Genomic DNA, 23,973 nt, shown 5'->3' on the forward strand with positions numbered 1-23,973 from the left:
AAAAGGAGCAAAAAATGAACTTACTAGAAGCTTTAGAAATCGAAGTAGAAGCAGCAACAGCCGATTTTGTTCGTTTACGAATGCCCATCAAAGAACAGCACAAACAGCCTTTTGGTCTCGTTCACGGTGGCATTAACGGCGTTTTGATCGAGACTGCCTGCAGCATCGGTGCCAATCAAGCTTTGGCTCAAGAAGAAGCCTTCGCCGCCGGCATTGACCTACAAGTCAACCATCTAGCCGCCGCCCAAGAAGGAACCCTGATCGTAGAAGCTAGTCCTGATCGCATCGGCGCCCGTATCCAAACTTGGCAAGCCACTATTTGGTTAGCTAGCGGGTTAAAAACTGCCGTTGGTCGCTGTACCTTGACAACAGTGCGCAAATAATTCTTTTCGCTCCTGTGTTGTAAACACGGGAGCATTTTTGGCCTGCTTTATAAGAAGAGTTTCACCAGACAACTCCTTATGGAAGAGCTTCTTTCAGTAAAGAGGATTCTAAAAGCGCGACAGTGTTTTTTCGAAAGATACGTTGTTTTTTTACAGAATAGAGGTCTTTCGTTATAATGTAGCTAAGAAAGCGAGGCTTATTATGAAAAATAACCGATTGATCCACTTTTTAGGCGGCAAAACAAGCTATTATGTCTTAGGACTGATTATCTTGTCGGCAGTTGCTGTCTTTTTGCTAAATCAGATTTCTTTTTTATTTACACCCTTTTCAGCCATACTTACAGCTATTATCCCACCCTTTTTATTTGGGCTGATCCTTTACTATCTGTTTAACCCGGTGGTCGATAAATTGGAATCGAAAAAAATTCCCCGCAGTGTTTCGATTGCTGGGATCTATCTTTTGATTCTTTTGTTGATCGTCTTTGCTGGTTTCCAGCTTTACCCGATTTTGGAGCAGCAAACCACCGATCTGATCAACAGTTTACCGAGTTTGGTCAGTGACTTTGAGAAAAACGCGACCGCCTTTTTAGAAAATACCCCGTTTCAAGATGAGATGGCACAAATTACAGACACATTGCAAAATATCACCAACAACATCATGAGTTTTATTGGGGACTATTGGGAAACTGGTGCTGCTGGGCTCAGCAGTTTGTTTTCAACGATTTCGACCTTGTTCATTGCTTTGTTTACTGGACCGATCATTGCCTTTTTCTTATTGCGCAACCCCAACAAGTTTTATTTTTCGGTCCTCTCATTAGTGCCACCGCGTTTTCGCAAAGACTTTAATGAAATCGTCAAGATCTCTGACATACAAGTCGGTGCCTTTTTGAAAGGACAAATCATTTCTTCATTGATTTTAGGGGCGATCTATTGGGTCGTTTTCCTATTGATTGGCTTAGAGTATGCCAGTATTCTGGCGATCGCCGCTGGTCTGCTTTGCATCATCCCCTATATTGGTCCTTTTATCGTCTTTTTCCCGGGACTTTTCATTGCCGCACAAGACTCCACCGGGATGTTGGTTAAATTTTTGATTGCTTGGTTTGCTGTACAGTTGCTTCATGGGGATTTAGTCGTGCCCCGTGTGATGGGTGACCGATTGAAAATTCATCCTATTACGATTCTGGTTGTTTTATTAGTGATGGGTGATTTGATGGGGATCGTTGGGGTGATTTTCGGGATCCCAATTTATTGTCTGCTAAAAGTTCTTGTCGTTTACGTGTTCCGCAAATTCAAGCAGCGCTATAACCGCTATTACGGTCAAGAGGGCAAATACTTCCACAGTGCCTTCACTAGCAAAGATTACCTAGGTGACGAAGACAAAGACACCAAGAAAAAAGCCTAAAAAAACTGTCGCGAATCGTTGGTTCGCGGCAGTTTTTTGGTCTATTTTATTTCAGCTCATGTTCCAAAAAGAAATGATAGAGCGCCCCTAATAAATTGGCGTCATTTTGAAATTTGCAGACTTGGATTTCCGGCTTCGTCAAGGTCTGCTGCAAAATCGGTAAACTAGCCAGCAGTTGCTGATACTGACGGTCGATTTCTTCCACCACGATCGCTTGGGCACTGATGCCACCACCAATCACGAAGCGCTCTAAGTCGATCACGGCTTGAACATTGAGTATGACACACGCGATTTCTCGGCAATACGCTGTAAACAGCGCCCAGACCTGTGGCTCTTTTTGATTGATCGCGTCAAAAACTGCTTCACCATCCGCAAGATCAGCTAAGCCTAGCAGTTGGGCGCTGCGGTGAATCATGGCGACCGCTGAACCGCTAAAACCTGCCAATTGCTGCAGGGTCAATCCCTGATTAGCTGGTTGCTCAGCGTTTTCTGGAGCATCGCTTCTCTTAGTGGCATTTAGTAGAAAACTTAATTCCCCTGCTTGAAAATGTGCACCTTGGATCAGTTTTCCTTCAACGATTACACCACCACCCAAACCAGTACCTAAGGTTATGGCAGCCCCATTTTGAATCCCTTTAAGGTTTCCTAGCCACCATTCAGCTAATGCGGCTGCCTTGCCATCGTTGGTCACAGCCAGCGGCACTTGGTACTTTGCCAGCAGCTGTTTTAAGGAGACTCCATCTAAAAAAGGCAATGCCCCGCCAAACGAGATCGTCCCTGTCTCTGGGTTGACTTTTCCTGGAGTACTGACCGCAATGCCCCGAATGCTTCCATGAACATCCTCAACGATCGTTTCAATCCCTGTCAGAAATTCCGTAAGATTTTTCGGCGTATCCATCCGTCCTCGTGTCAGAATATTCCCCGAGCGATCAATGACAGCCGATTTGATTTTCGTGCCGCCGATGTCGATGCTTAAATAGTTTTTATTCACTGAATCCCACCCTCTGCTTCTACTGCCCATCGCAGGACGGTTTTGGCTTTATCTGGTGAAACTTTTCGCGGATCAGACAAATAGATTTCTCGATGCTGGAACGTGTCCATCGTTGGACGGATCACTAACTGTTCTTGTTTTAACAGCTCCTTCATTTGCGCAAAGGTTTCCGCTTCATTGTCAAAAGATCCTGTATGCATCGCTTGCAGACACAATCCTTCTTCATAGCGCTCAAAGATGAGCTTTTCTAGATTTGGATTGTCTTTCTTCTCTTTGACTGCCAAGAGCTGTTCTTGAAACAGTGTTTCCGTAACGGGCTCTGGTTGGCGAATCATGATTTTGTAGATCAATTCTTCTTTGTTGACGGCACCGTCTGGCTTTGTCAGCGAGGTCCATACGCCTTCCAAAGGAAAGACCGTGTATTCAAAGGGTTCATTGCCAAAAGCCCCTTTTTTCAATCCCATCCTGAGTGAATAAGAAATCGTATATAAAGCGGCGATCTCTTCGCTAAATTCAGGACGATTCGGATTGCCGCTGCCGCTCAAACTAATAAATTGATACGTTGGAACCTCGATCACTGTTGGTTTTTTGGGAAGATAAAGCTCTTTTTCTAGTTTGCGCCATTCATACTTCATAAAAGACCCTCCTCGATTTGCTTTTCTTTATTTTACCATGAAAAAGAAGGGACATCGCAAAAACAGTTATCCCCTCAACTGCAAAGGGACAACTGTTTTTTTCTTATAGGGATAATGTAGCTACTTGATTTTTTCCCAGCTGCTCGTCTTATGCAGCTTCTTGTTCTTCTTTCAGCAATTTTGTGTCATAAAACTTCGCAAATGGAAAATAGATCAAGAAAGAAACAACTGCACAGACAATGGCAACGACACCTGCACGCCAGTCTCCACCGGTGCCAATAAAGCCACCAAGTCCAACGGGTGTTGGGAAAGGAATATTGGCGATCATGGGACGAATCAATTCCATCCTTGTGGCAAAATACGCGATCGTGGCGGATGCCATCGGTGCTAGCAAGAAAGGAATTGCTAAATAAGGATTATAGATGATTGGCACCCCGAAAATAATCGGTTCATTGATATTGAAAATCGACGGGACGATGGCAGCTCTTCCTAATACTTTCATCTGTTTCGATTTAGCAATGTAGATCATAAATAAGGTAAAACCAAGGGTTGCTCCCGAACCACCTAACGTCACGTACCCGTTGGTAAATTGGCCTGCTAACGGGAAACTCGCTCCTTCAACATTGGCAGCTAAATTAGCTAACATGATCGGGGTGATCAGTGGACTAATGATATTGAATCCATGAATCCCTACCAACCACAAGGCATGCGCGAGGAAGTAAATCACCATGATTCCCAACCAACTATCCGTAAGGTGGGTAACAAACCCAAACGGAATTGCCACTAGTTGAAAAATATCCGTCCCCAAAACAACTAAAATCCCATTGATGGTCAGAACCACGACTGCCACTACAAAGGCTGGTATCAGTGCCGTAAAACTACGAGCCACACCTTCAGGCACTTCTTCGGGCATTTTGATGACCCAGTTGTTTTTTACACAGAGACGATACAACTGAACAGCAACGACTGCCATCACGATACCGGTGAAAATACCAACAGTTCCTAAACGTGCGACTCCATCGGCACCAATCAACCAGCCATTGATCAGCCCTTCTTCCACATCATTAATCCTTGTCATTTTTCCGCCGTCAAAAACAAGCTGAGGAATCGACATTAATGTAGCAAAAACACCTAACAATGCCCCATTGATCGGCGTCAGGTCGAGATTCTCCTCGACTTGAATGATCTTGGAATACTCATAGCCCAGAACGATACAAAAATATAATGCCAATAACCCCATGGTTGTACTATTTGCTAACATATACAAATCACTGAAATTCAAAAAAGTCGCTTCAAAAAAGTCAGCTAAAAACGGAAACGTGATTGGTAAAATGTTGAATACTAAAAACATTGAGCCTACGATCGTAAAAGGAATCGATGCCATCCCTGCCGCCATGATGCTACGAACGATTTTATATTGAGAAATCTTTCCCATCGGACCCATTACTGCTTTTTCCAAAAGTTGAAATAGTTTATTGTTCGATTCTGTCAATTCAATCACCCTTTCTTTCTATCTCTTCAAATTCGCGTATCCATTGCCAATGTTTATCTTTATTGCGAAAAATTTTCTTCAATTTTCTGACACCACTCCAAGCAAAGACGCCACTTATCCAGAGAACTATGCGAACATACTCCGTACTTTGCGAGGTAAAATAGGGGAAAATAACTTCTGTCACTCCAAAAAATGTCAATAAAAAAAGAATGATCATTGTCCCCGCTTGAAGGCGTAAATACCAAGTTGTAAAAAAGAGTTGCTTGGGGTCGATGGTTGCGTGGTGTCCATATAAGCGAATAAATTCACTGACCGGTCCCATTGAAAACAGCAACAGGCTCAGTGGAACCACACGCAGCCATTGCCCTGCCAAAGAAGCAGCCAACAACCAATATAGGTTAAAAAAGAAAAAGAATGCGACTAAGTACCGCAAAAGTAACAGACGTTGAAAATAGAGATTTTTCTTCGTCAGTTTTTGCGATGCATCTCTTTGCGCGACTTTTGCTTGCTTACTCGCCATCTGCACTCCAGCATTGGATCGCTTCTTCAAGGCGATTCATCTTTTGATAAATCCCTAGCATTTCTAGTGCAACTTCTCTGAGGGTCATGGTTGTCATCAAATGATCTTGTGCATGGATCAACAAGATATCACAGGTAAATGAAGTCCCTGAAGCATATTCTTGCAGCATTTTTGACTGGATGCGGTGGGCTTTGACTAATGAATCATTGGCTGTGTCCAACAACTCTTGCGCTTCTTGACAACTGCTGATTCGCATCTGTTCAAAGGCTTGATGAATCATCGTGCGGGCATCACCGCTTGCTAAAATAAGTTCAAAGGATATTTCTTGAATTTTTTCACTATCCATAGCCTACCTCCATTTATTTCGCACTTTTTTCTAATGCAATGCTTTCTTTGACTAGCTGTGCTAATTTCTCGATCCCGATCGGTATCGGAATATATGCTTGCGGGGGAATATTCACGATTGGTTTGCCGTATTTTTCGGCGCTTTTCTTTAAATTGGCAAAATGCATTTTCGTTTGCGGGCTAACTAAATATAAATCATACTCATCCTTAGCAATCGTAGCGATCCCCTCTGAAGCAGAGATGGCATCGATCCTCACTGACCACCCTTCTGTTGTTAAAAAGCTTGTTCCTTTTTTAGCGATCAACGATGAAGACATGCCTGCTGCACAAATTATCAATACTTTTTTCATTTCACTTCCTCCTTCTATGAAACGCTTCCATTTTGGTGTATCTGTTTCTTTCTTCTACCCTCCTTCGTGCTAAAAAAATCCTTGAGAACGATTCACTACCTGCTGATTCTTACAGGTAGTAATCCTTCTTCACATAAATAGTATTACAAAACGAGTACTTTGTAAATGCAATAAAACTCTATTAGTGATATAAAACATTAATTTCTTTCTGCTTCTACCGTGTCATAGTAGAATAATTTTGTGGAGGGGATTTCATGTTTAAAGATCGTTTAAGACAGTTGCGGAAAACGCGATCTGGTTTAACACAAGCAAAAATGGCAAAATACTTAGGAATCGCCAAAACAACCTATGCTTCGTATGAGCAAGGCAATCGGATGCCCGATATTGAGATCCAGAAAGAACTTGCTGATTACTTCAATGTCAGTCTCGATTATTTGCATGGACGTCCGAATGATTTGGAAGCCCTCTCTATGAAACAGATTCGTGTGGCTTCAAGAATCAATGAGGACTTTACTGAATATCAACTATCTGAAATCATTACCTTTATTGAATTTGTAAAAAATCGCCCAGAGTAAACGGTACTATTCTGACTTTTTTCTCTGGCTAACTTGTGGTGCTGCTTCGTTACCTAAAGAAAAAACTGCTGTCAATGTCTCGCAAGGAAACATTGACAGCAGCTGAAGAGCCTCGGCTCTTTTTTTATTGTCTTACGGTCTCATTAGCAGCAAAGCGTTTTGAAAAATGTTGTTCTAACCGCTTTTGCCCGGCTTCAATCAAAATGCACAACAGCCAATAGATGATGGCAACTAGCACATACATGGACATGTAATCAAAGGTTCGTCCACCAACGATCTTGGCTTTTTGAAAAATATCAGGAATCGTGATCATTGCTGCCAAGGACGTCCCTTTCAACAAATCCATTGCCACATTACTCAATGCCGGTACAGAAATACGAAAGGCTTGCGGCAAAATAATCAGACGCATCGTTTTCGTAAAGGATAACCCTAACGCATAGGCAGCATCAAATTGCCCACGATCCACACCAGCAATTGATCCTCGGTAGATTTCCCCGATAAATGCGCTGCTGGTCAATGTAAAACAGATGATCGCAGCACTAAGCGCCGACAATTGATAAGGCAAGCCAAAATACAGTAGGAACAACAAGACCAGCGCTGGGACGCCTCTTAGAAATGAGAGGTAGCCCCGCACGAACCCTCTAATGATGGGGTTTTCCAACATCCCTAAGAAGGTGAGCATGATCCCTAAGAGGTTGCCACCTAGAAACGAAACGACAGCAATGCCGACCGTATAGGACAAGCCCGACAGCAAATAGGGCAATGAGTCCCACATCAACGGCAAATCAAGGGTTGGAATATACATTAGTCTGTTTCAACCGTTTGGATCGCTTGATCAGATTTTACTGAAATATCGGTTTGAAAATACGTTTCCGCAAGTTCTTTTAAACGGCCGTCTTCTTTCATTTCTGCTAAAACAGCATCCACTTTTTCCTGCAATGCTTGATGATCTTTCACAAATAAGAAGCCCGTTTCATTCGGATTAAAGTAAACATCTTCTAAAATTTTCACAGGGATATCTGGCAAAGCAGCGACTGCCATTTTTTGTAAATAGTAATCATTCAAGATCACATCCGTTCGACCATTCGCAACATCTGTCAAATACTGATCATTCGTTGCGTTGTCGTAAGTCACTAATTCTGCCCCATAAGATTCGGCTAAGCGCATGTAGCTGGTATTCGGTTCACCAGCAGCTTTTTTGCCATCCAAATCTTCTAAAGAAGCAATCCCAGAGTCATCACTTTTACGCACGATCATACTATCGAACGAGTATTTGATAGGCGTTGAGAGACTGAATTTTTCCGCTCGTTCATCCGTCAAACCAAAATCGTTGGCAGCAAAATCGGCTTCTCCACGTGTTAAAGAAGAAACTTGTCCATCGACATTGTACTCTTTAAATGTGATCTCTACGCCTAATCGTTTGGCGACTTCTTTTGCCACATCGACATCATAGCCCACTAATTCATTTTCATCGTTATAGTAAGACGATGGATACAAGGTTCCCGAAGTAGCAACAACCAATGTTTTGGCTTCTTCCACCTTGCTTAAACTGGTGTCTTCTTCCGTTGGCTTGCTGCAGGCACTTAACAAGACTCCCGCAAATAAACCTAAAAAGCCAACCATTGCAACGATTTTCCCTTTTCTAACTTGTTTCATAATATCCTCCTCTTAGTTTCCTTGTTTTGGCAACAGAAATCGTTGCTGTGTTTCAAATAAATAGCCGACTTGGAAAAGTAGATCTTCTCTGCCTTTAGACGCCATAAATTGGATCCCTAGCGGCAACCCTTCCTCACTAAGAGCAGTTGGCAAGCTGATGGCTGGCTGCCCCGTTAAATTGGCTAATTGAGTGTACGGTGTCAGAGCATAGCTCTTGGCAAACATTTCTTCGATCAACTCACCCGCAGCACTTTTTCCAAGCGTCTCGATCTCATGCAGTCTTTGGCGAATGCTATCGCTTTGTAAGTCTTCCTCAATCAAAGGGGCTGGAAAAGCCGTCGTCGGTGTTAAAAAGAGATCATAGGTCGAAAAGACTTCTTCCATTTTTTCTGCCAGCTGATCCCACCACTGCAAGGCAAGGACGTAATCGGCGGCAGGCAGTTTTTTGCCATATTGGTAAAGTGCCCAGGTCATCAATTCCATCTCTTCCCGTCTGACCGGTTCTTGACGAGCAGCATTGATTTCAGCAAACATCGCAGCTGTTTCGCCGCCATTCATGGCGTAATAGGTGGTCATCATTTGCTGACCATCCACTGGATAGCCCACTTCAACCACTTCGTGCCCCTGCTTTTCTAAAAATGCGGCTGCACTTCGGACTGCTTGGATGGCAGTTTCAGACACTTGGCCACCGGTCGGCGATGCGGTAGTAAAAGCAACCTTCAACCGCGGTTTTTGACTCGCTTGCTGATGATGCCATTCTACTTGCGGTGCCTGATAAGGGGCAGTCGGCTGTGACGTTCGCAACGCATAAAACAACTGTTCCGTATCACGCATAGAAAGCGTCAACGCAAAGTTGATGGAAGCGCCTTGCCAGCTGCGCCACTCACTAGGACCCACTGGCATCGTGCCACGGGTTGGCTTCAAACCAATCAATCCGCTAAAGGATGCTGGAATGCGGATCGATCCGCCGCCATCACTGGCACCCGCAATCGGAAACATCCCCGAAGCCACTGCCGCTGCCGCACCACCACTGGAACCACCAGCTGAATAGGCAGGATTCCACGGATTACGTGTAGGCCCATACAATGTTGGATCAGTGATATTTTTGAATCCAAATTCTGGTGCATTGGTTTGCCCTAACGGCACAAAGCCCTTCTCTTCTAAACGAGAGACAAAATGAGCCGTGCGACTGGCCCGTGCTTTTGCAAACAGTTTGGCTCCTGATGTTGCTGGCCACCCTGCTTTGTTTTGGCCGAGTATTTTTAATGGCATGGGTTGTCCACCAAAAACCGTTTTTTGAAGATGCTGCTCGTAATGCTGAATCGCTGCTTGCGGATCAAATGTTACAAGCGCATTCAAAAGCGGATTTTGTTGATTGACTTTTTCTTCGATCATCGCCACCCGCTCGGCAAAGCTAATTTGTCCTTGCCGAAATTGTTCCGCCCAATAGGTCGCATCTTGCATGATTGTCCCTCCTTTTTCTCAAAAACCTCAAACAATTATCTAAACTGTAACACATGAAAAATTCTTCTTTATATAGACTACAATATACCAAACACTAGGAAATCTTTCAACAAAAATAGAACAGTTTCCAAACCTGTATCATATCGTTCTCAAATGTTCCCATCTTTTTACTACCAGCTGTCGACCAGCGCTTCTTCTTAGCTGCCCTCATCATTACCTAACAAAAACGGCACATCGCCAAACGATGTGCCGTTTTGATTTACTTGTATTTTTCTTCCAGCTTGCTCATCCAAAGACCTAACCAAGCCCCCAAGACAAACAAGATAATTCCGATGACGGCCGTTATCCAAGTAAAGCCGCTATAGTTTGCCACAGGAGGAATCACGATCAAACCCGTTGAGGCAATAACGATCCCTAAAATGAAGTGATAGACTTTTGAATGATAATGGGTCAATAGCCACTCCATCAATTTCGAAAACAACAGCATCACTGCCAAGCCGCCAATGGCGATCGGTAGAAAGACACCCATGATGTCAAAGCTCTTAAAGCCTTTCAACATCGGATCATAAAGGCCCAGAACGAGCAAAAGGTTTGAAGGACTCAAGCCGGGAACCAAAACACCTAACGCGATCAGACCGCCGGCGATCACAAAACCTATGAAATTGGCAGGGATCGTTCCTAAGATATCGCCCATAAAATAGAGGAACAAGAAGCCGATGACCATACTGCCGAAGAACCAAATCAAATCACCGGTTGTTCGTTTGCTTTTTAAAGTCGATTCTTTGGCAAGTGCCGGTAATGTCCCAATAATTGCCCCCGCAAAGCCCCACAAAACGATGATTTGATAATTTTGCAGCAGCCACTCTAATGGCTTCGATAAAAGACCGATCCCTACGATTCCCCCAATCCCTACTGGTAGGAAAAAGAGGAAATTCTCTTTAAAATTCTTCGTCAGATGTGCCATAAAGCGCAGCATCCGCTCATAAATGCCTAAGATGGCTGCCAATACACCACCTGAAACACCAGGCAAGATAAAGCCCAAGGCAATCACCACGCCTTTAAGAAAACGTGACAAAATACTTTCGTTTCTCTGTTTTTCCATTTACAATTGCTCTCCTTAGCGATGGTTTTCACCAATCGTTCTTTTTTCATCAATCCCTTTAACTATACTTGATTGCCAAAAAAATGGAAAGTAATTTCTAATTCCTCATAAAAGCAGATTTCAAAGTTCTTTCAGCATCAAGAAATCCGTCTGCTCATCATCCCCCATAAAAAAGGAATGACTGCCAACTCTTTCAAAGCCCATCGTTTGATAAAAAGCCAACGCATTGTCGTTGAATTCCCAAACGCCTAACCAGATCGACTTTTTCTGCAGCTCTTTGGCGGTCTCTTGGGCAAACAGCAGCAGTGTTTTGCCATAGCCACTGCGCTTATGTTCTTTTTTGATATAGATTCGTTCAATTTCCAACCCCTCTGGGGCGATCGCTTCCGTCTGTGCCTCACCCCAGTTAAGTTTGATATATCCTACGGTTTGATCATTTTCTTGTAAAAAATAAAACGCCGACTGCGGATTTTCTAACTCTCGGGTCAGTTTCGGCAGATTGTAGGCTTCTTCTAGATAGATACGAGTATTTTCCTCCGTATTGAAAGGAGCAAATGTATCGTAATAGGTGGATACGCTGATTTCTCCCAATTCTTCTAAATCTGCCAAAGTACATCGTTTGATAGCCATCAAAACGCCTCCTTTTTTTATCAAGCTATTCTATCACATCTCCATTATCCCTTGCAAAAGCAAAAAGGACCGACAGCTTTCCCACTGTCCGTCCTTTCATAGACTTACTTTTTATAACCAAGACCCAGAAAACTGATGGATCACCATCGTACTCGGATCTTCCTCGACCTCACCCGTGATATAGCTTTTTGGTGAAAACGTCATTTGCGGGAAGATCTCTACGCCCTTAACGGTTTGTCGTTGATTATTCAATTCTAATCCGTGGTTTTGCAACAGTTCCGTCACTCGGATCACATTGGTGACGACATCTTCCGTTTTTTCTGCCCGGACAAATTTTCGGTCATCGTAATCGTGGTACCATTCTTCCATAAAGGGATGATGCGGCACCGCCCCAATGATCCCAGTAGAAATCTTGGTTTCGATCTCAAAGCCCATAAATGCCTCCAGTGTCAAGAGCCCATCTAAAGGTTTGACCACCTCGATATCGGTATCCATATAAATACCGCCTTCTGTCACTAACGCATACAAACGAACCACATCTGACACAAATGCCCATTCTTCTTGGTCATAGGCCTCTTTTAGATAAGGACCGAATTTTGAAAGGTCGATCGTTGATTCATCCCAACGTTTGATCTCATAATCCGGACAATATTTTTTCCAGGTATCCATGTATTTCTTTTCTTGTTCACCTAATGGATTGCCGCCAAACCAGCAATAATGAATAATTTTGGGAATCATCAATCTCTCTCCTTTAGTTTATTGGTCTCTTTTAAGTGTAGCTGATTTTGCAATTGTTTCAAAATCATATACACTTTTTACGGCGAAAAGAACTGTTGTCTCTGCTCTTCAGGATCAGAAAGGATCATTGAAAAAAGCACCTGAGTCAACGACTCGAGTGCTTTTTTGAGGGATTGCTTATAAATAACGATTGTCCCGTAAAACGGCTTTTTTGATGTCTGCCACTGTTTGTGTTCCCGCAAGCTGCATGACCATCTCCAATTCTTTTTTGAAGAAATCAAAGACTTGTTGAACACCAGTGGCACCACCTAGAGCCAACCCATAGATCACTGGGCGGCCGATCGCCACTAGATCTGCTCCGCAAGCGATTGCTTTAAAGACATGCTGTCCTCGCCGTACCCCGCTATCAAAGACGATCGGCGCCCGACCTGCCACTGCTTCAGCCACGATCTGCAAGGAATCAAAGGAAGCTGGACCACCATCCAATTGGCGTCCCCCGTGATTTGAGACCCAAATCCCTTGTGCACCTGCCCCTAAAGCTCGTTCCACATCTTCTTCTGATTGCACCCCTTTGACATAAACTGGCAAGTCAGATTCTTTGGCGATAAAAGCGACATCCTGGGGACTTAATTTTTGTTTTGATGAGCCGTAAACGGCATCCATCGTTTGTCCGATCCCTGATTGATAAGCCTGAACGATCGGCATTGCCAACGGAAAGGTGAAGCCATTGCGGCGATCCGTTTCTCGATTGCCCCCAACAGTTGCATCTGCGGTCAAAACGATCGCTTTGGCGCCATTGCGTTTTGCCATCGCCAAGATGTCTTTATTGATGCCATCGTCTTTGCTCATATAGAATTGGAACCACTGCGGCGCTTCTTGGCCACCAGCTGCTCGGATTTCTTCCAACGTACAAGAAGCATACGAACTCGCCGTATAGATCGTGCCAAAACGTGACACACCTTTGGCTGACGCTTGTTCTGCCGCAACATTTGCTAAGCCGTGGGCAGCCACAGGCGCCATAATGATTGGCGCTGACAACGTATCACCGCCAAAGGACAACGTTGTGTCCGGTAATTCAATGTCCTTTAAGACATGAGGAATGATCAATTTGTGATTGAAGGCGCGTTCATTTTCTTGATAGGTAAAAATATCCCCCGCACCACTGCTGATATAGCCATACCCACCTTTAGGAATCACTTCCTCTGCCGCGATCTCCAAATCGCGCATATTGATAAAATCAATTGCTCCTTCTGCTGTACTTGCTTGATAAATTTTTTCCATGCCTTTCCCTACTCTCCAATAAGATAACGTTTACATTCTCATCCTACGCCTGATTGTAGGATCACGCAACTCATTCGCTCACTCTGTCAAATAAGCTTCTTTTACTTTTCCACTCAAGACAGCCCTCCATTGAGCTGGCTGAATTATTGTTTTGCTCGTTTAACATATTCTGCCAATAACAACGGCTGAATCGTTGGATATGTCCAGCTGGCAGGCGGCTCTGCCATTACATAGATTGCTTCGATCTCTGAGGTCAACTCATCCTCCAAGTCCGTGATCTGGGCTTCGAACACCAAGCCGTAATCGGTCTCCCCGTCTTTTTCTACCCCATAGATAAATAACGGCTCTAGAGTAAAGTGCTTGGCGCCTGTTTCTTCTTTTAATTCACGGGCAGCACACGCTGTGATGCTTTCTCCTAGTTCTCGCTTACCTCCGGGTATTTCTAATGTGTCTCGTTCTTTGTGTTTGACATAGACGAGCTTTTCTTGATACTTGCTGATGATCACCGCAAAATCTAGCTGCTCTTCTGCGATCTTTTCAAGCTCAAAAATCGTTACGTGATTCATTTTACTCATTCCTTTCAAAAAAGCAGGCTTGCTTCTATAATAAACAGTCGTTAAAAATCAAAAAAAGTGCTGATCCCTTATGAAAAGGGCCAGCACTTGCAGCTTATTACTCTTCTTCTTCCGCCATGAATGTGTTGAAGACTTCTTCAATCATATCCCATTCTGCTTCTGTTTCGATCTGTTCTAATTCACCTTCAGAACCGTCTTCGTTTTCAATATAAGCGTACGCTTGTAATTCAACATCTTCTTCTTCTGGTACGCCTGCTGGATAAAGCAAGACGTAGTTGCGGCCGAATTCTTCCGTACCGTCAACCGTTAATAGAATTTCGTATAATGTTTCATTTCCTTGATCATCGATTAAAGTAATGTGTTCATGTCCTTCATGATCGTGATCGTGGTTATGATCGTGTGTATGTTCTGACATTTATTTTCCTCTTTTCTGTAAATTAAAACAGCTGTTTCCCAGCACCATCTAAATAATTCTGCAAAATCATGACTGCTGCTAATTTATCAATCACTTTTTTTCGTTTGGCACGCGAGGTATTCGCCTGTTCTACCAGCATTCGTTCTGCTTGAACGGTCGTCAGACGTTCGTCTTGGTAAACGACCGGCAAACCGAATTGCTGTTCGATCGCTGCGCCGTAAGCCATAGAAGCTTCCGCTCTAGGTCCGATCGTATTATTCATATTTTTAGGTAGTCCTACCACAAAACGTGAGACTTCATATTCTTTCACCAATTCAGCAAGTCGATCATAACCGAAATTGCCTTCATCTTCATTGATGCGAATGATCTCAATCCCTTGTGCTGTCCAGCCCATTGGGTCACTGACCGCCACGCCGACTGTCCGCGAACCAACATCCAATCCCATGATTCTCATTATAGGTTGATCCCGTGATTGCCTAAATAATAACGGATCAGAACTTCCATGATCTCATCCCGCTCGTGACGACGAATCAAATTCCGGGCATCCCGATAACGAGGAATGTAAGCCGGGTCGCCAGAAAGGAGATAACCGACGATTTGATTGATCGGATTGTATCCTTTTTCCTCTAATGCTCGGTAGACGATAGCTAATGTTTCGCTGACTTCTTTTTTACGGCTATCATCAAAATCAAAGCGAACTGTTTCATCTGTAAAACCCATTTCACGACACCTCTCTTTTGTATAGATTTTAGCATATGTTCCTTCTATATTGTACTAAACGTTTGATAAAACTACAAACATATGCTTAGATTTTCTCCATTATAACAAAGGTTTATGATGTTTTTATGAACTTTCTTAAAAAAAGCTAGAAAGCGCGATAGACATACTGATTTTCTGGTGCTTCAATCGTCTTCTCTTGGTCTGCTACCACCATCGGCAAGTCCCGTTTGAAGGGTTGATAGTACTTCGATTGGATCGTCCCTTCCACGTGGAGCCACTGGTTATTTTCTGCCGTTGTTTGTTGAGGTAATTCCACTCGCAAGCCAAAAACGCCTGAATCAGCCACACAATGGATAATGCCAAAACGAAACAAAAAGATTTCATTGGCATCATCTTGATCTGCATGGTACACAAATCCATCATAGGTGATTTTCTTACCAATGAATTCACTCGGGTACGTATAGATCAACTCCATGACTTCCAAGTAATTTTCTTCCGTTACCGCAATCGTCTCATCTTTGGCGTAACGTGCCAATGCGGCATCCATCTGAGTGTCATAATCTTCTTTGTTAAAATAAAGACTTGTATCGGGTTTCAGATATTGGGTCGTCATTTCTGGATCCCCTACAGATTCTTCACTTAGGGGGAAATTAAACCCTTTTGCTTCAACGATCGTCGTATCCAAGCTAACGGTGGGGAAAAAGAGACCCACGATGATCGGTAAGGCTAATAGAAAATACGCAATCACTCGTTGGTATTTTTTCTCTAATCCATGCTGGTGTTCGTCGTCATGATGATGCTCAGGCTCTTGTTTGACCCAAAAGTACAGCTGGACCAAAGCCAACAATAAAGAAATGATCATAGATAAAATAGCGAGATAGCGATAATGAATGTTGATAAACTGATTGAGTTTGCCCGTCACTTGCAAATACATCATTAATTCAAAATAGCCTGATAAGATCAAAAAACGAATCATTCTTTACACCACCCATGCATAAATTGAAACGACGATTGCGACTAAACCAACTAAAGAAGCGATAAAACGCCCCGAAAAGTACCGCTTCATCATCAACAGGTTTTTAATATCTACCATTGGACCAAAAACCAGAAAACCGACGACTGGTCCAGTGCCGAATAAACTCAACAACGAAGAGCCGATAAAGGCATCTGCTTCGGAACATAGGGATAATGTCAGTGCCAACAGCAGCATGACGAAGACCGCTAGCAGCTTCGTGGAACCTAATGTCAGCATCAAGCCAGTTGGCAGATAGGTCTGCATCGCTGAGGCGATCAACGCACCAATGATCAAATAACGCCCAGTATCGAAAAACTCATCCAAACTATGTTGCAGCAAATGACGAATCTGCCGAAGGAGCGGATGACTGGTCTTTTCAGTTTGATGGTGGGCGTGATCATGCCCATGATGGTGTGGGTGAGCTGCCTGCTCATTCCCGCCACTTAATTGATTGGCAAGCCGTGTTTTTAAGACCTCTTGTTTGTTAAAATACGCCAGCCAGATCCCCACGACCATTGCGACCAATAAGCTGCCCAGTACACGCAAAAAGGCAAACTTCGCGGAATTTCCAAAGGCAATGAATGTAGAAAAAATCACGATAGGATTGATGATCGGCGCAGTTAACATAAAGGCAAACGCCGTATACACTGGCACTTCTTTTTTTACGAACTGATTGACGATCGGTACGATCCCGCATTCGCAGGAAGGAAAAAAGACCCCCAGACCACAACCAACTGTGATCGATGCCAATTTGTTTTTTGGTAAGAGTCTCGTGACTCTTTCTGGCGTCAAGAAGACTTGTAAGGCGCCTGAGATCAAGCAGCCCAATAGGACAAAGGGCAAGGCTTCAATGACGATAGATAAAAAAATAACACTCATTTGCAGGACAGAATTCGGTAATGCCTGAAACATAACTTTAACCTTCTTTATCAATAAATTCGAAACGCTGGAATTACTATACGTTTTTTCCTTTTTTTATACAACGTTTTTTTTAAAGCAGCCTGTTTTTTTAATCGTTGCTTTAGATTTCCCTTATCTTAAACTCCTTCTTACTCACCTAAGCGATCAGCTACTAGCAGATATTTTGACTTTTCCTCAAGAACAGCGTACATTTTCCATGGAGGAATGACTTATGCAAAAAAATCAACCGATCCAAGAGCAGCTCGCCCAACATCCGTTGGCACTACTCTATCTCTCTCAACCAAATTGCAGTATTTGTGTTGCGGACAAACCACGCATCCAAACACTGGCACAAACCCAACAACTCCCACTATTTACCATCAACACGCTGGCAGAGCCAGAAGCAGCCAGTTTATTTTCGGTCTTAACGGTTCCCGTCGTCCTCTTGTTCGCGAATGGGAAAGAAGTGCATCGTGAAGCCCGCATCATCGATTTTACACGTTTGACTCAACAAATCTTGCGGTATCAAGAAGCGCTCACAAGCGATGAGGAGCAAGATTCCTACGAATCACTTTTTGACCAGTTAGACGAGTAAGTTCAGTGAATGAAAGAAAAAAACAGCTGTCAGATCCTTGTATATACTACGATCTGGCAGCTGTTTTGCTGGTTCCTATTTATGTGAAGCGATTATTCGCTTAGTGATGGTTCTTCTACTGGTTCTTCATGTGACAAGACGTTGCCTGAATGCAAGAAATAAATCAATGTTTGCAATTCATTGGTTAAGTCAACGTTTTGAATCAGCACGCCTTTTGGTGCGGTGATTCGCGCAGGTGTAAAGTTCAAGATTCCTTTAATGCCAGCTTTCACAAGCTCGTTCACTAAATCTTGTGAATGTTGTGCGGGAACCGTCAAAATAGCCACATCGATCTGCTGGATCTTCACTTGTTCCTTCATGTCATCCATTGGATAGACCGGCACACCATCTACGATTCGACCAACTAGATCTTCGTTGACATCAAATGCGGCACTGATCCGAATGCTGTTGCTTTGGTGAAATTTGTATTTCAACAAGGCGCTCCCCAAGTTTCCGACACCGACTAAAGCTACATTCGTCATGTGGTCTTCGTTCAATGTCTTCGCAAAGAACTGCATCAAGCTTTCAACATCATAGCCGTAGCCGCGTTTTCCTAATTCACCAAAGTAGGAAAAGTCGCGGCGGATCGTCGCACTATCAACTTGAACAGCTTCACTTAGTTCGGTCGAAGAAACTTTTAATTTGCCTGCTTGGTGCAAAATACGCAAGTAACGATAATATAAAGGCAATCGCTTCGCTGTTGCCTTTGGAATTTGATGATCTTTCAAAGAATACTCCCCCATTGTGAAAAATTCACTTGTGATGAAGCTATCATAACAAATACATTGTTCAAAAATCAATTTGAATGCTCATAATTTGAAATATAAATTTTATAATGGTAAAATCAAACTTTTTCCCAATCGCCGTTTCCCCTAAAATATGATAGACTTGTAGTATTGCAACCTTGATACAGACAAGTTTCTTAAAGATAGGAATGACATACACATGATTTTATTACAAGCCAACCAAATCGCCCGTCTTTTCGGAGCCGAGGTTTTATTTGAAAATATCCAATTAGAGATTGCCAGCAATTCCCGAATCGCGCTTGTTGGGCGCAACGGTGCTGGTAAATCAACGCTACTGAAAATTATTGCTGGACTCGAAAGTCCTGATAAAGGAACGATCGCTAAAAACAAGACCGCTACGATGGGCTACTTAGCTCAAGATACCGGACTTGCTAGTGAGGCCACCGTTTGGGAAGAAATGCTAGGAGCTTTTGCAACGGTTCGACAGATGGAGCAGCGCATGCGTACCTTAGAGATCGCCATCTCCGAAGCAGATCCTGCTGCTGACTCTGGCAATCTCCTGAAAGAATACGACCAGTTGCAACATGAATTTGCAGAAAAAAACGGCTATGGCTATGAAAATGAAATTCGCTCCGTCTTGCACGGTTTTCAGTTTGATCCTTCTTTTTACACGCAAGCTATCAATACCCTTTCCGGTGGTCAAAAAACCCGCTTGGCATTAGCAAAAATGCTGCTGCAAAAACCTGATATCTTGATCCTGGATGAGCCGACCAACCATTTAGACATCGAAACGTTATCTTGGCTGGAAAACTATCTACAAGGATATGCCGGTGCGTTGCTGATCGTTTCCCATGACCGTTACTTCCTAGACAAAGTCGTCAACGAAGTCTACGAACTGAGTCGCCAAAAAATGCGCCACTACAAAGGCAATTACAGCCGCTATTTGACCCTGAAAGCCGAACAGCTGCAAAGCGAATGGAAAGCCTTTGAAAAGCAGCAAGAAGAAATCAATAAACTGGAAGACTTTGTTGCCCGCAATCTTGTCCGTGCCTCTACCACCAAACGCGCGCAAAGTCGCCGTAAGCAATTGGAGAAAATGGACCGGTTGGATCGCCCGCAAGGAGATGAAAAGTCCGCCCACTTCCTTTTTTCCATTGAAAAACCTTCAGGAAATGTTGTAATGCAAGTAGAAAATGCCGCTATCGGTTATTCTGAAGAAGAAGTCTTATCGGCGCCCATCGACTTAGATGTTCGGCGCAAAGATGCGATCGCTTTAGTAGGACCGAATGGGATCGGCAAATCAACCTTACTGAAATCACTGATTCATAAAATCCCCTTTATTCAAGGAAAGGTCCATTTTGGCGCCAATGTCACAATCGGGTACTATGACCAAACTCAATCCGATCTGCACTCAACCAAAACGATCCTCCATGAGCTTTGGGATGACCACAGTACCACACCTGAAGTCGAGATTCGCAATATATTAGGCAGCTTCTTATTTTCGGGAGAAGATGTTGAAAAGCCGATCACGCTGTTAAGCGGTGGCGAAAAAGCCCGTGTCGCTTTGGCAAAATTAGCCATGGACCATGACAATTTCTTGATTTTGGATGAGCCAACCAACCACTTAGACATCGACAGCAAAGAAGTCTTAGAAAATGCCCTGATCGATTATGAAGGCACGTTGTTCTTCGTATCTCACGACCGCTACTTTATCAATCGAATCGCTACAAAGGTCGTGGAACTGTCTGAAAACGGCAGCAAGCTCTATCTAGGCGATTACGATTATTATTTAGAAAAGAAACAAGAAGAAGCTGAGATCGCAGCGATGCTGGAAGCAAAAACAACCGAAACCATCATTTCAGCGGGCAAACAAACCTTTGTCCAAAGCAAAGAACAGCAAAAAGCCGTTAGAACCTTACAGCGAAAAGTCGCCCAAATCGAAGAAGAGCTTGCCACGATAGAAGAAACGATCCAGCAACTGGAACAAGACATGACCGCACCAGAAGCGTTGAATGATCATGTAAAATTGACCGCGTTGAATCAAGCGTTAGAACAAGCCCGCACTGAACAAGAAGCCCTATTAGAAGCATGGGAAAATACTAGCTTAGAACTAGAGGCATTTGACAGTTGATCGTGTCATCGGTCTGTAGGCCGATGACAATCGCCCCCTCCTTTGTTCTACTTAAAAGAACAGGATGAATACGTACGATTCGTAAAACAAGGAGGGAAAAATGCAAAAACAGACAGATGTTTATCGAAAGCGTCGGCCAATGATTGTTTTAGCAGGATTGGTGTTGATTTGGATAGGGTTCAATCGAATCTCTCATCACGTGTTGTACGGAGAGTTGTCCGAACACGTGTCTATCGCCGTTGCCTATGATGAGAGTTATGACGACGAATATGTTTATTCTCAAGCTATTTTTAGTGAAGACATCAATGCTTACTTAGGGGAAATGGACATCACAACACCGATTTTCCTGCAGACGAACGAAGAATGGGCCGATAGATCCTATGGCAATGACGGCAGCCAAACCTTAGCAGAAAATGGCTGTGCGATTGCTTCTCTTGCGATGGTTCAATCCTATCTTGAAGGCTATCCCATTTCGCCACTGGAAGTCCTCGATTGGGCAGGAGATCATTATTACGTTGGCGGCCAAGGAACGGACTGGCGGATTTTTTCTGACTTTGCCGATGCAAACGGCTACAACTATTATGATCTTAGTACTGACCTAGCTAGTGTTGAAGCCTACTTGCAACAAAATCATCCCGTCATCGTTTCTGTGACTCCAGGGGAATTTACAGATGGCGGCCATATTATGGTCTTAGGTGGAATGATGGACGATCAAGTGTTTGTCTTAGATCCCAATGATGATCCAGAAAAATCCCATTACTCTATCTATTACACACTAGATGAAATCGCTAATCAAAGCTTGCGCTTTTGGACCTTCAGCTGATTGATCGAAAAAAGTCCCATTGGGGGCTTTTTTCTTTGTCGTCCCGAAAGCAGCAACTGGATCTTACTTTTTTAATAAAAAAACCATTCTTTCTCCCCTTAGGAATCCGCTTTCTATTATAATGGAAGAAAGAAAGGTGTGAACTCTATGAAAATCGGTATCCCCAAAGAAATCAAGAACAATGAAAATCGTGTGGCATTGCCGCCCTCGGGAGTCTATGAGTTAGTCCAAGACGGACACGAAGTCTTCGTTGAACAAGGCGCTGGTGCAGGATCAACCTTTTCTGATCAAGCGTATCAGGAAGTCGGCGCTACGATTACTACCGTTGAAGAGGTTTGGGCCTCTGAATTGGTTATGAAAGTCAAAGAACCTTTACCAGAAGAATACCCCTTTTTGCATGAGGGACTGGTTTTATTCACCTATTTCCACGTAGCCGCCAATCAACAGCTTGCTCAAGCATTGATCGACAGCAAAGTGATTGCTGTTGCTTATGAGAACGTCCAGCTGGCGAACGGCACCCTACCTCTGCTGTCCCCCATGAGTGAGATCGCTGGAAGAATGTCTGTTCAAATCGGCGCGCAATTTCTCGAAAAAATTTATGGTGGAAAAGGGATCCTGCTTTCAGGTGTTCCCGGCGTCCGTCAAGGTCGGGTAACGATCATTGGTGGTGGCGTTGCCGGTGAGAATGCCGCGAGAGTCGCCGTAGGTCTAGGCGCACAAGTGACGATTTTAGACGTTTCGATCCCACGCTTACAAGAGCTGGATCGACAATTTTCTGGTCAAGTCCAAACCTTGTATTCCAATCGCTTGAATATCGAACGAACGATCCAATCCGCAGACTTGGTGGTAGGAGCCGTTTTATTGCCAGGACAAAAAGCCCCGTGCTTAGTGACCCGCGACATGGTGAAACAGATGCCTGAAAAATCCGTGATCGTCGATATTGCCATTGACCAAGGCGGAATTTTCGAGACTGAAGACAAAGTCACCACCCACGACGAGCCAACCTATATCCGGGAAGAAGTTATTCACTATGCAGTGGCGAATATGCCAGGTGCTGTGCCGCAAACGGCAACCATCGCATTGAGCATTGCCACCTTACCATATGCCCAGCAGCTAGCAAAAGATCCTTTAGCAGCGTTGCGAGAAAACGAGGCCCTTGCCAAAGGGGTCATCGCCTATGAGGGCGCATTTACTTCAAAAGAAGCTGCTCATGATCTGTCATTGCCTTTTACCGATCTATCGGAATTGATTTGAGCCACTCTCCCACAATAAAACCAGCAGCCGCACAAGTAATTCGCGGCTGCTGGTTTGCTTTCTATGAGAATTTCCTTTTTTGGGTAGCATAGGCTTTGGAAGTATGCTATATTCATACTTAAAAAAAATTCGACCTAGACAGGAGGAACGCTGTGCTTACTCAACAACAAATCCAAGCTTTTCCCAAAGTAGAACTTCACTGCCATCTCGACGGTTCCATTCGTCCAGAAACATTGATCGCCATCGCCAATCAGCAAGAACTACCGATCGAGCAAGACATAGAAGCGGTAAAAGCACAGATGCAAGCCCCCAAGGATTGTCATGACCTGAGGGATTACCTTAGCTGTTTTGATTTCGTTCGGCCGTATCTGCAAACACAAGAAGCGTTAGCAGCTGCCGCCTATGACGTGATGGAACAAGCTGCTCATGATGGGGTCGCTTATATTGAGATCCGCTTTGCTCCCAGTTTATCGATGGACAAAGGACTTACTTGCAGCCAGACCATCCAAGCCGTGATCGAAGGCATCGCACGAGCAGAAGAACGCTACCCAATCAAAGGCAATGTTTTGGTCATTGGGATGCGTCAAGAAGACCTACCAGCTATTACGGCGATTTTTGATGAAGCGATCGCTCTTACCGATGAAAAAGTCGTCGGCATTGATCTGGCAGGTCCAGAAGAAGATGGGTACGTCCCTGATTTAGCTGCCAGCTATCAAGTGTTCCTCAAGAACCAAAGTGTCCAGCTGACCTTACATGCAGGCGAATGCGGCTGTGTGCAAAACATTTATCAAGCCATCGAAAGCGGTGCGCAGCGGATTGGCCACGGCATCGCCTTAAAAGGAGATCCTACTGCTCAAGCATTTGTTCGAGAACAAAATCGCTGTATCGAAGGCTGTCCTACCAGCAATGTTCATACGCGTGCGATTCCCACATACTCGGCATACCCATTAAGAGAATGGCTGGAAGCCAAGGTCCCTTTTTGTTTGAACACCGATAACCGAACGGTCTCCAACACGACATTGACCAATGAATACCTGCAAATGGCTCATCATTGCGACATGACCGAATCAGAGATGCGCTTCTTAAACGAAACTGCCGCTCAGCATTCCTTTGCGGAAGCTTCCGACAAAGCGGTACTCTTGAAAAAAATCCAAGAGTGGCAATTCTAATAAACATGGACGCTAGTGATCCCCACC

General features: G+C 43.9%; 28 protein-coding genes. 8 read left to right on the top strand and 20 right to left on the bottom strand.

Features of this window, described 5'->3' with window-relative positions; all coding sequences use genetic code 11:
• The first annotated feature begins 14 nt into the window (after positions 1-14).
• Positions 15-383, top strand: coding sequence for a PaaI family thioesterase (locus tag IAE45_RS05625; protein ID WP_016612672.1), 369 nt, complete (start codon positions 15-17; stop codon positions 381-383).
• 202 nt (positions 384-585) lie between these two features.
• Positions 586-1,785, top strand: coding sequence for an AI-2E family transporter (locus IAE45_RS05630; protein ID WP_060792815.1), 1,200 nt, complete (start codon positions 586-588; stop codon positions 1,783-1,785).
• 46 nt (positions 1,786-1,831) lie between these two features.
• On the opposite strand, the gene IAE45_RS05635 is transcribed toward IAE45_RS05630, so the two are convergent.
• The 6 genes from IAE45_RS05635 to IAE45_RS05660 form a co-directional block, all read right to left on the bottom strand.
• Positions 1,832-2,776 carry an ROK family protein gene (locus IAE45_RS05635; RefSeq protein WP_200125340.1) on the bottom strand — a complete coding sequence of 315 codons (945 nt, stop codon included), beginning with the start codon at positions 2,774-2,776 and terminating at the stop codon, positions 1,832-1,834.
• Positions 2,773-3,411, bottom strand: a complete 639-nt coding sequence (locus IAE45_RS05640) for a GyrI-like domain-containing protein (RefSeq protein ID WP_077451838.1) — start codon at positions 3,409-3,411, stop codon at positions 2,773-2,775. Before IAE45_RS05640 ends, IAE45_RS05635 begins: the two co-directional genes overlap by 4 nt.
• 148 nt (positions 3,412-3,559) lie before the next feature.
• Positions 3,560-4,912, bottom strand: coding sequence for a PTS cellobiose transporter subunit IIC (gene celB, locus IAE45_RS05645; RefSeq protein WP_086291886.1), 1,353 nt, complete (start codon positions 4,910-4,912; stop codon positions 3,560-3,562).
• Entirely contained in the window at positions 4,905-5,423 is a 519-nt protein-coding gene (locus tag IAE45_RS05650) for a hypothetical protein (protein WP_200125343.1), read from the bottom strand. Before IAE45_RS05650 ends, celB begins: the two co-directional genes overlap by 8 nt.
• Entirely contained in the window at positions 5,413-5,769 is a 357-nt protein-coding gene (locus IAE45_RS05655; protein WP_140965976.1) for a PTS lactose/cellobiose transporter subunit IIA, read from the bottom strand. Before IAE45_RS05655 ends, IAE45_RS05650 begins: the two co-directional genes overlap by 11 nt.
• Positions 5,770-5,782: 13 nt before the next feature.
• Positions 5,783-6,118, bottom strand: a complete 336-nt coding sequence (locus IAE45_RS05660; RefSeq protein ID WP_086291883.1) for a PTS cellobiose transporter subunit IIB — start codon at positions 6,116-6,118, stop codon at positions 5,783-5,785.
• A gap of 254 nt (positions 6,119-6,372) precedes the next feature.
• On the opposite strand from IAE45_RS05660, the gene IAE45_RS05665 reads away from it, so the two are divergent.
• The gene (locus IAE45_RS05665) at positions 6,373-6,693 is read left to right on the top strand and encodes a helix-turn-helix domain-containing protein (RefSeq protein ID WP_081117526.1); all 321 of its coding nucleotides are present in this window, start codon (positions 6,373-6,375) and stop codon (positions 6,691-6,693) included.
• Between the two features lie 124 nt (positions 6,694-6,817).
• On the opposite strand, the gene IAE45_RS05670 is transcribed toward IAE45_RS05665, so the two are convergent.
• The 13 genes from IAE45_RS05670 to IAE45_RS05730 all read right to left on the bottom strand — a co-directional run bounded on the left by IAE45_RS05670 (position 6,818) and on the right by IAE45_RS05730 (position 17,201).
• The gene (locus IAE45_RS05670) at positions 6,818-7,498 is read right to left on the bottom strand and encodes an amino acid ABC transporter permease (RefSeq protein WP_081117527.1); all 681 of its coding nucleotides are present in this window, start codon (positions 7,496-7,498) and stop codon (positions 6,818-6,820) included.
• Positions 7,498-8,349 carry a transporter substrate-binding domain-containing protein gene (locus IAE45_RS05675; RefSeq protein WP_015510211.1) on the bottom strand — a complete coding sequence of 284 codons (852 nt, stop codon included), beginning with the start codon at positions 8,347-8,349 and terminating at the stop codon, positions 7,498-7,500. The genes IAE45_RS05670 and IAE45_RS05675 overlap by 1 nt, the downstream gene beginning before the upstream one ends.
• Before the next feature lie 12 nt (positions 8,350-8,361).
• Positions 8,362-9,813 carry an amidase gene (locus IAE45_RS05680; protein WP_195266586.1) on the bottom strand — a complete coding sequence of 484 codons (1,452 nt, stop codon included), beginning with the start codon at positions 9,811-9,813 and terminating at the stop codon, positions 8,362-8,364.
• Positions 9,814-10,072: 259 nt separating this feature from the next.
• Positions 10,073-10,915: a DUF368 domain-containing protein gene (locus IAE45_RS05685; RefSeq protein WP_194195090.1), complete on the bottom strand. Its 843-nt coding sequence runs from the start codon at positions 10,913-10,915 to the stop codon at positions 10,073-10,075.
• 120 nt (positions 10,916-11,035) lie between these two features.
• Positions 11,036-11,545 (bottom strand): GNAT family N-acetyltransferase, encoded by a 510-nt coding sequence (locus IAE45_RS05690; RefSeq protein WP_200125345.1) that lies wholly within the window; start codon positions 11,543-11,545, stop codon positions 11,036-11,038.
• Positions 11,546-11,656: 111 nt separating this feature from the next.
• Positions 11,657-12,283 carry a glycosyltransferase family 32 protein gene (locus tag IAE45_RS05695; RefSeq protein WP_200125347.1) on the bottom strand — a complete coding sequence of 209 codons (627 nt, stop codon included), beginning with the start codon at positions 12,281-12,283 and terminating at the stop codon, positions 11,657-11,659.
• Between the two features lie 177 nt (positions 12,284-12,460).
• The gene (locus tag IAE45_RS05700) at positions 12,461-13,564 is read right to left on the bottom strand and encodes an alpha-hydroxy-acid oxidizing protein (protein WP_010749842.1); all 1,104 of its coding nucleotides are present in this window, start codon (positions 13,562-13,564) and stop codon (positions 12,461-12,463) included.
• Between the two features lie 143 nt (positions 13,565-13,707).
• On the bottom strand, positions 13,708-14,130 hold the full coding sequence (locus IAE45_RS05705; protein ID WP_200125574.1) for an NUDIX hydrolase: 423 nt from the start codon (positions 14,128-14,130) through the stop codon (positions 13,708-13,710).
• A 106-nt stretch (positions 14,131-14,236) separates the two neighbouring features.
• The gene (locus IAE45_RS05710; RefSeq protein ID WP_005228559.1) at positions 14,237-14,554 is read right to left on the bottom strand and encodes a DUF1292 domain-containing protein; all 318 of its coding nucleotides are present in this window, start codon (positions 14,552-14,554) and stop codon (positions 14,237-14,239) included.
• A 22-nt stretch (positions 14,555-14,576) separates the two neighbouring features.
• Positions 14,577-15,008 (bottom strand): Holliday junction resolvase RuvX, encoded by a 432-nt coding sequence (ruvX, locus tag IAE45_RS05715; protein ID WP_005234242.1) that lies wholly within the window; start codon positions 15,006-15,008, stop codon positions 14,577-14,579.
• Entirely contained in the window at positions 15,008-15,274 is a 267-nt protein-coding gene (locus tag IAE45_RS05720; RefSeq protein ID WP_005228556.1) for an IreB family regulatory phosphoprotein, read from the bottom strand. Before IAE45_RS05720 ends, ruvX begins: the two co-directional genes overlap by 1 nt.
• A 145-nt stretch (positions 15,275-15,419) precedes the next feature.
• Complete coding sequence (locus tag IAE45_RS05725; RefSeq protein ID WP_200125349.1) at positions 15,420-16,250, bottom strand: TIGR03943 family putative permease subunit; 831 nt, start codon at positions 16,248-16,250, stop codon at positions 15,420-15,422.
• Positions 16,251-16,253: 3 nt separating this feature from the next.
• Positions 16,254-17,201, bottom strand: a complete 948-nt coding sequence (locus IAE45_RS05730) for a permease (protein ID WP_077451875.1) — start codon at positions 17,199-17,201, stop codon at positions 16,254-16,256.
• A gap of 220 nt (positions 17,202-17,421) precedes the next feature.
• On the opposite strand from IAE45_RS05730, the gene IAE45_RS05735 reads away from it, so the two are divergent.
• Positions 17,422-17,784, top strand: coding sequence for a thioredoxin family protein (locus IAE45_RS05735; RefSeq protein ID WP_200125351.1), 363 nt, complete (start codon positions 17,422-17,424; stop codon positions 17,782-17,784).
• 92 nt (positions 17,785-17,876) lie between these two features.
• On the opposite strand, the gene IAE45_RS05740 is transcribed toward IAE45_RS05735, so the two are convergent.
• Positions 17,877-18,551, bottom strand: coding sequence for a redox-sensing transcriptional repressor Rex (locus IAE45_RS05740; RefSeq protein WP_005228549.1), 675 nt, complete (start codon positions 18,549-18,551; stop codon positions 17,877-17,879).
• A 217-nt stretch (positions 18,552-18,768) separates the two neighbouring features.
• Between IAE45_RS05740 and IAE45_RS05745 the strand changes: the two genes are divergently transcribed.
• The 4 genes from IAE45_RS05745 to add all read left to right on the top strand — a co-directional run bounded on the left by IAE45_RS05745 (position 18,769) and on the right by add (position 23,946).
• Positions 18,769-20,700 (top strand): ABC-F family ATP-binding cassette domain-containing protein, encoded by a 1,932-nt coding sequence (locus IAE45_RS05745; RefSeq protein ID WP_200125353.1) that lies wholly within the window; start codon positions 18,769-18,771, stop codon positions 20,698-20,700.
• Between the two features lie 100 nt (positions 20,701-20,800).
• The gene (locus IAE45_RS05750) at positions 20,801-21,523 is read left to right on the top strand and encodes a C39 family peptidase (RefSeq protein ID WP_200125355.1); all 723 of its coding nucleotides are present in this window, start codon (positions 20,801-20,803) and stop codon (positions 21,521-21,523) included.
• A 147-nt stretch (positions 21,524-21,670) separates the two neighbouring features.
• A complete protein-coding gene (gene ald / locus IAE45_RS05755) occupies positions 21,671-22,777 on the top strand; it encodes an alanine dehydrogenase (protein WP_200125357.1) in 1,107 nt (368 codons plus the stop codon).
• A gap of 152 nt (positions 22,778-22,929) precedes the next feature.
• Positions 22,930-23,946 carry an adenosine deaminase gene (add, locus tag IAE45_RS05760; protein WP_200125359.1) on the top strand — a complete coding sequence of 339 codons (1,017 nt, stop codon included), beginning with the start codon at positions 22,930-22,932 and terminating at the stop codon, positions 23,944-23,946.
• Positions 23,947-23,973 lie beyond the last annotated feature (27 nt).

The organism is Enterococcus sp. S53 (assembly GCF_016516865.1).
Lineage (GTDB): Bacteria > Bacillota > Bacilli > Lactobacillales > Enterococcaceae > Enterococcus_D > Enterococcus_D innesii.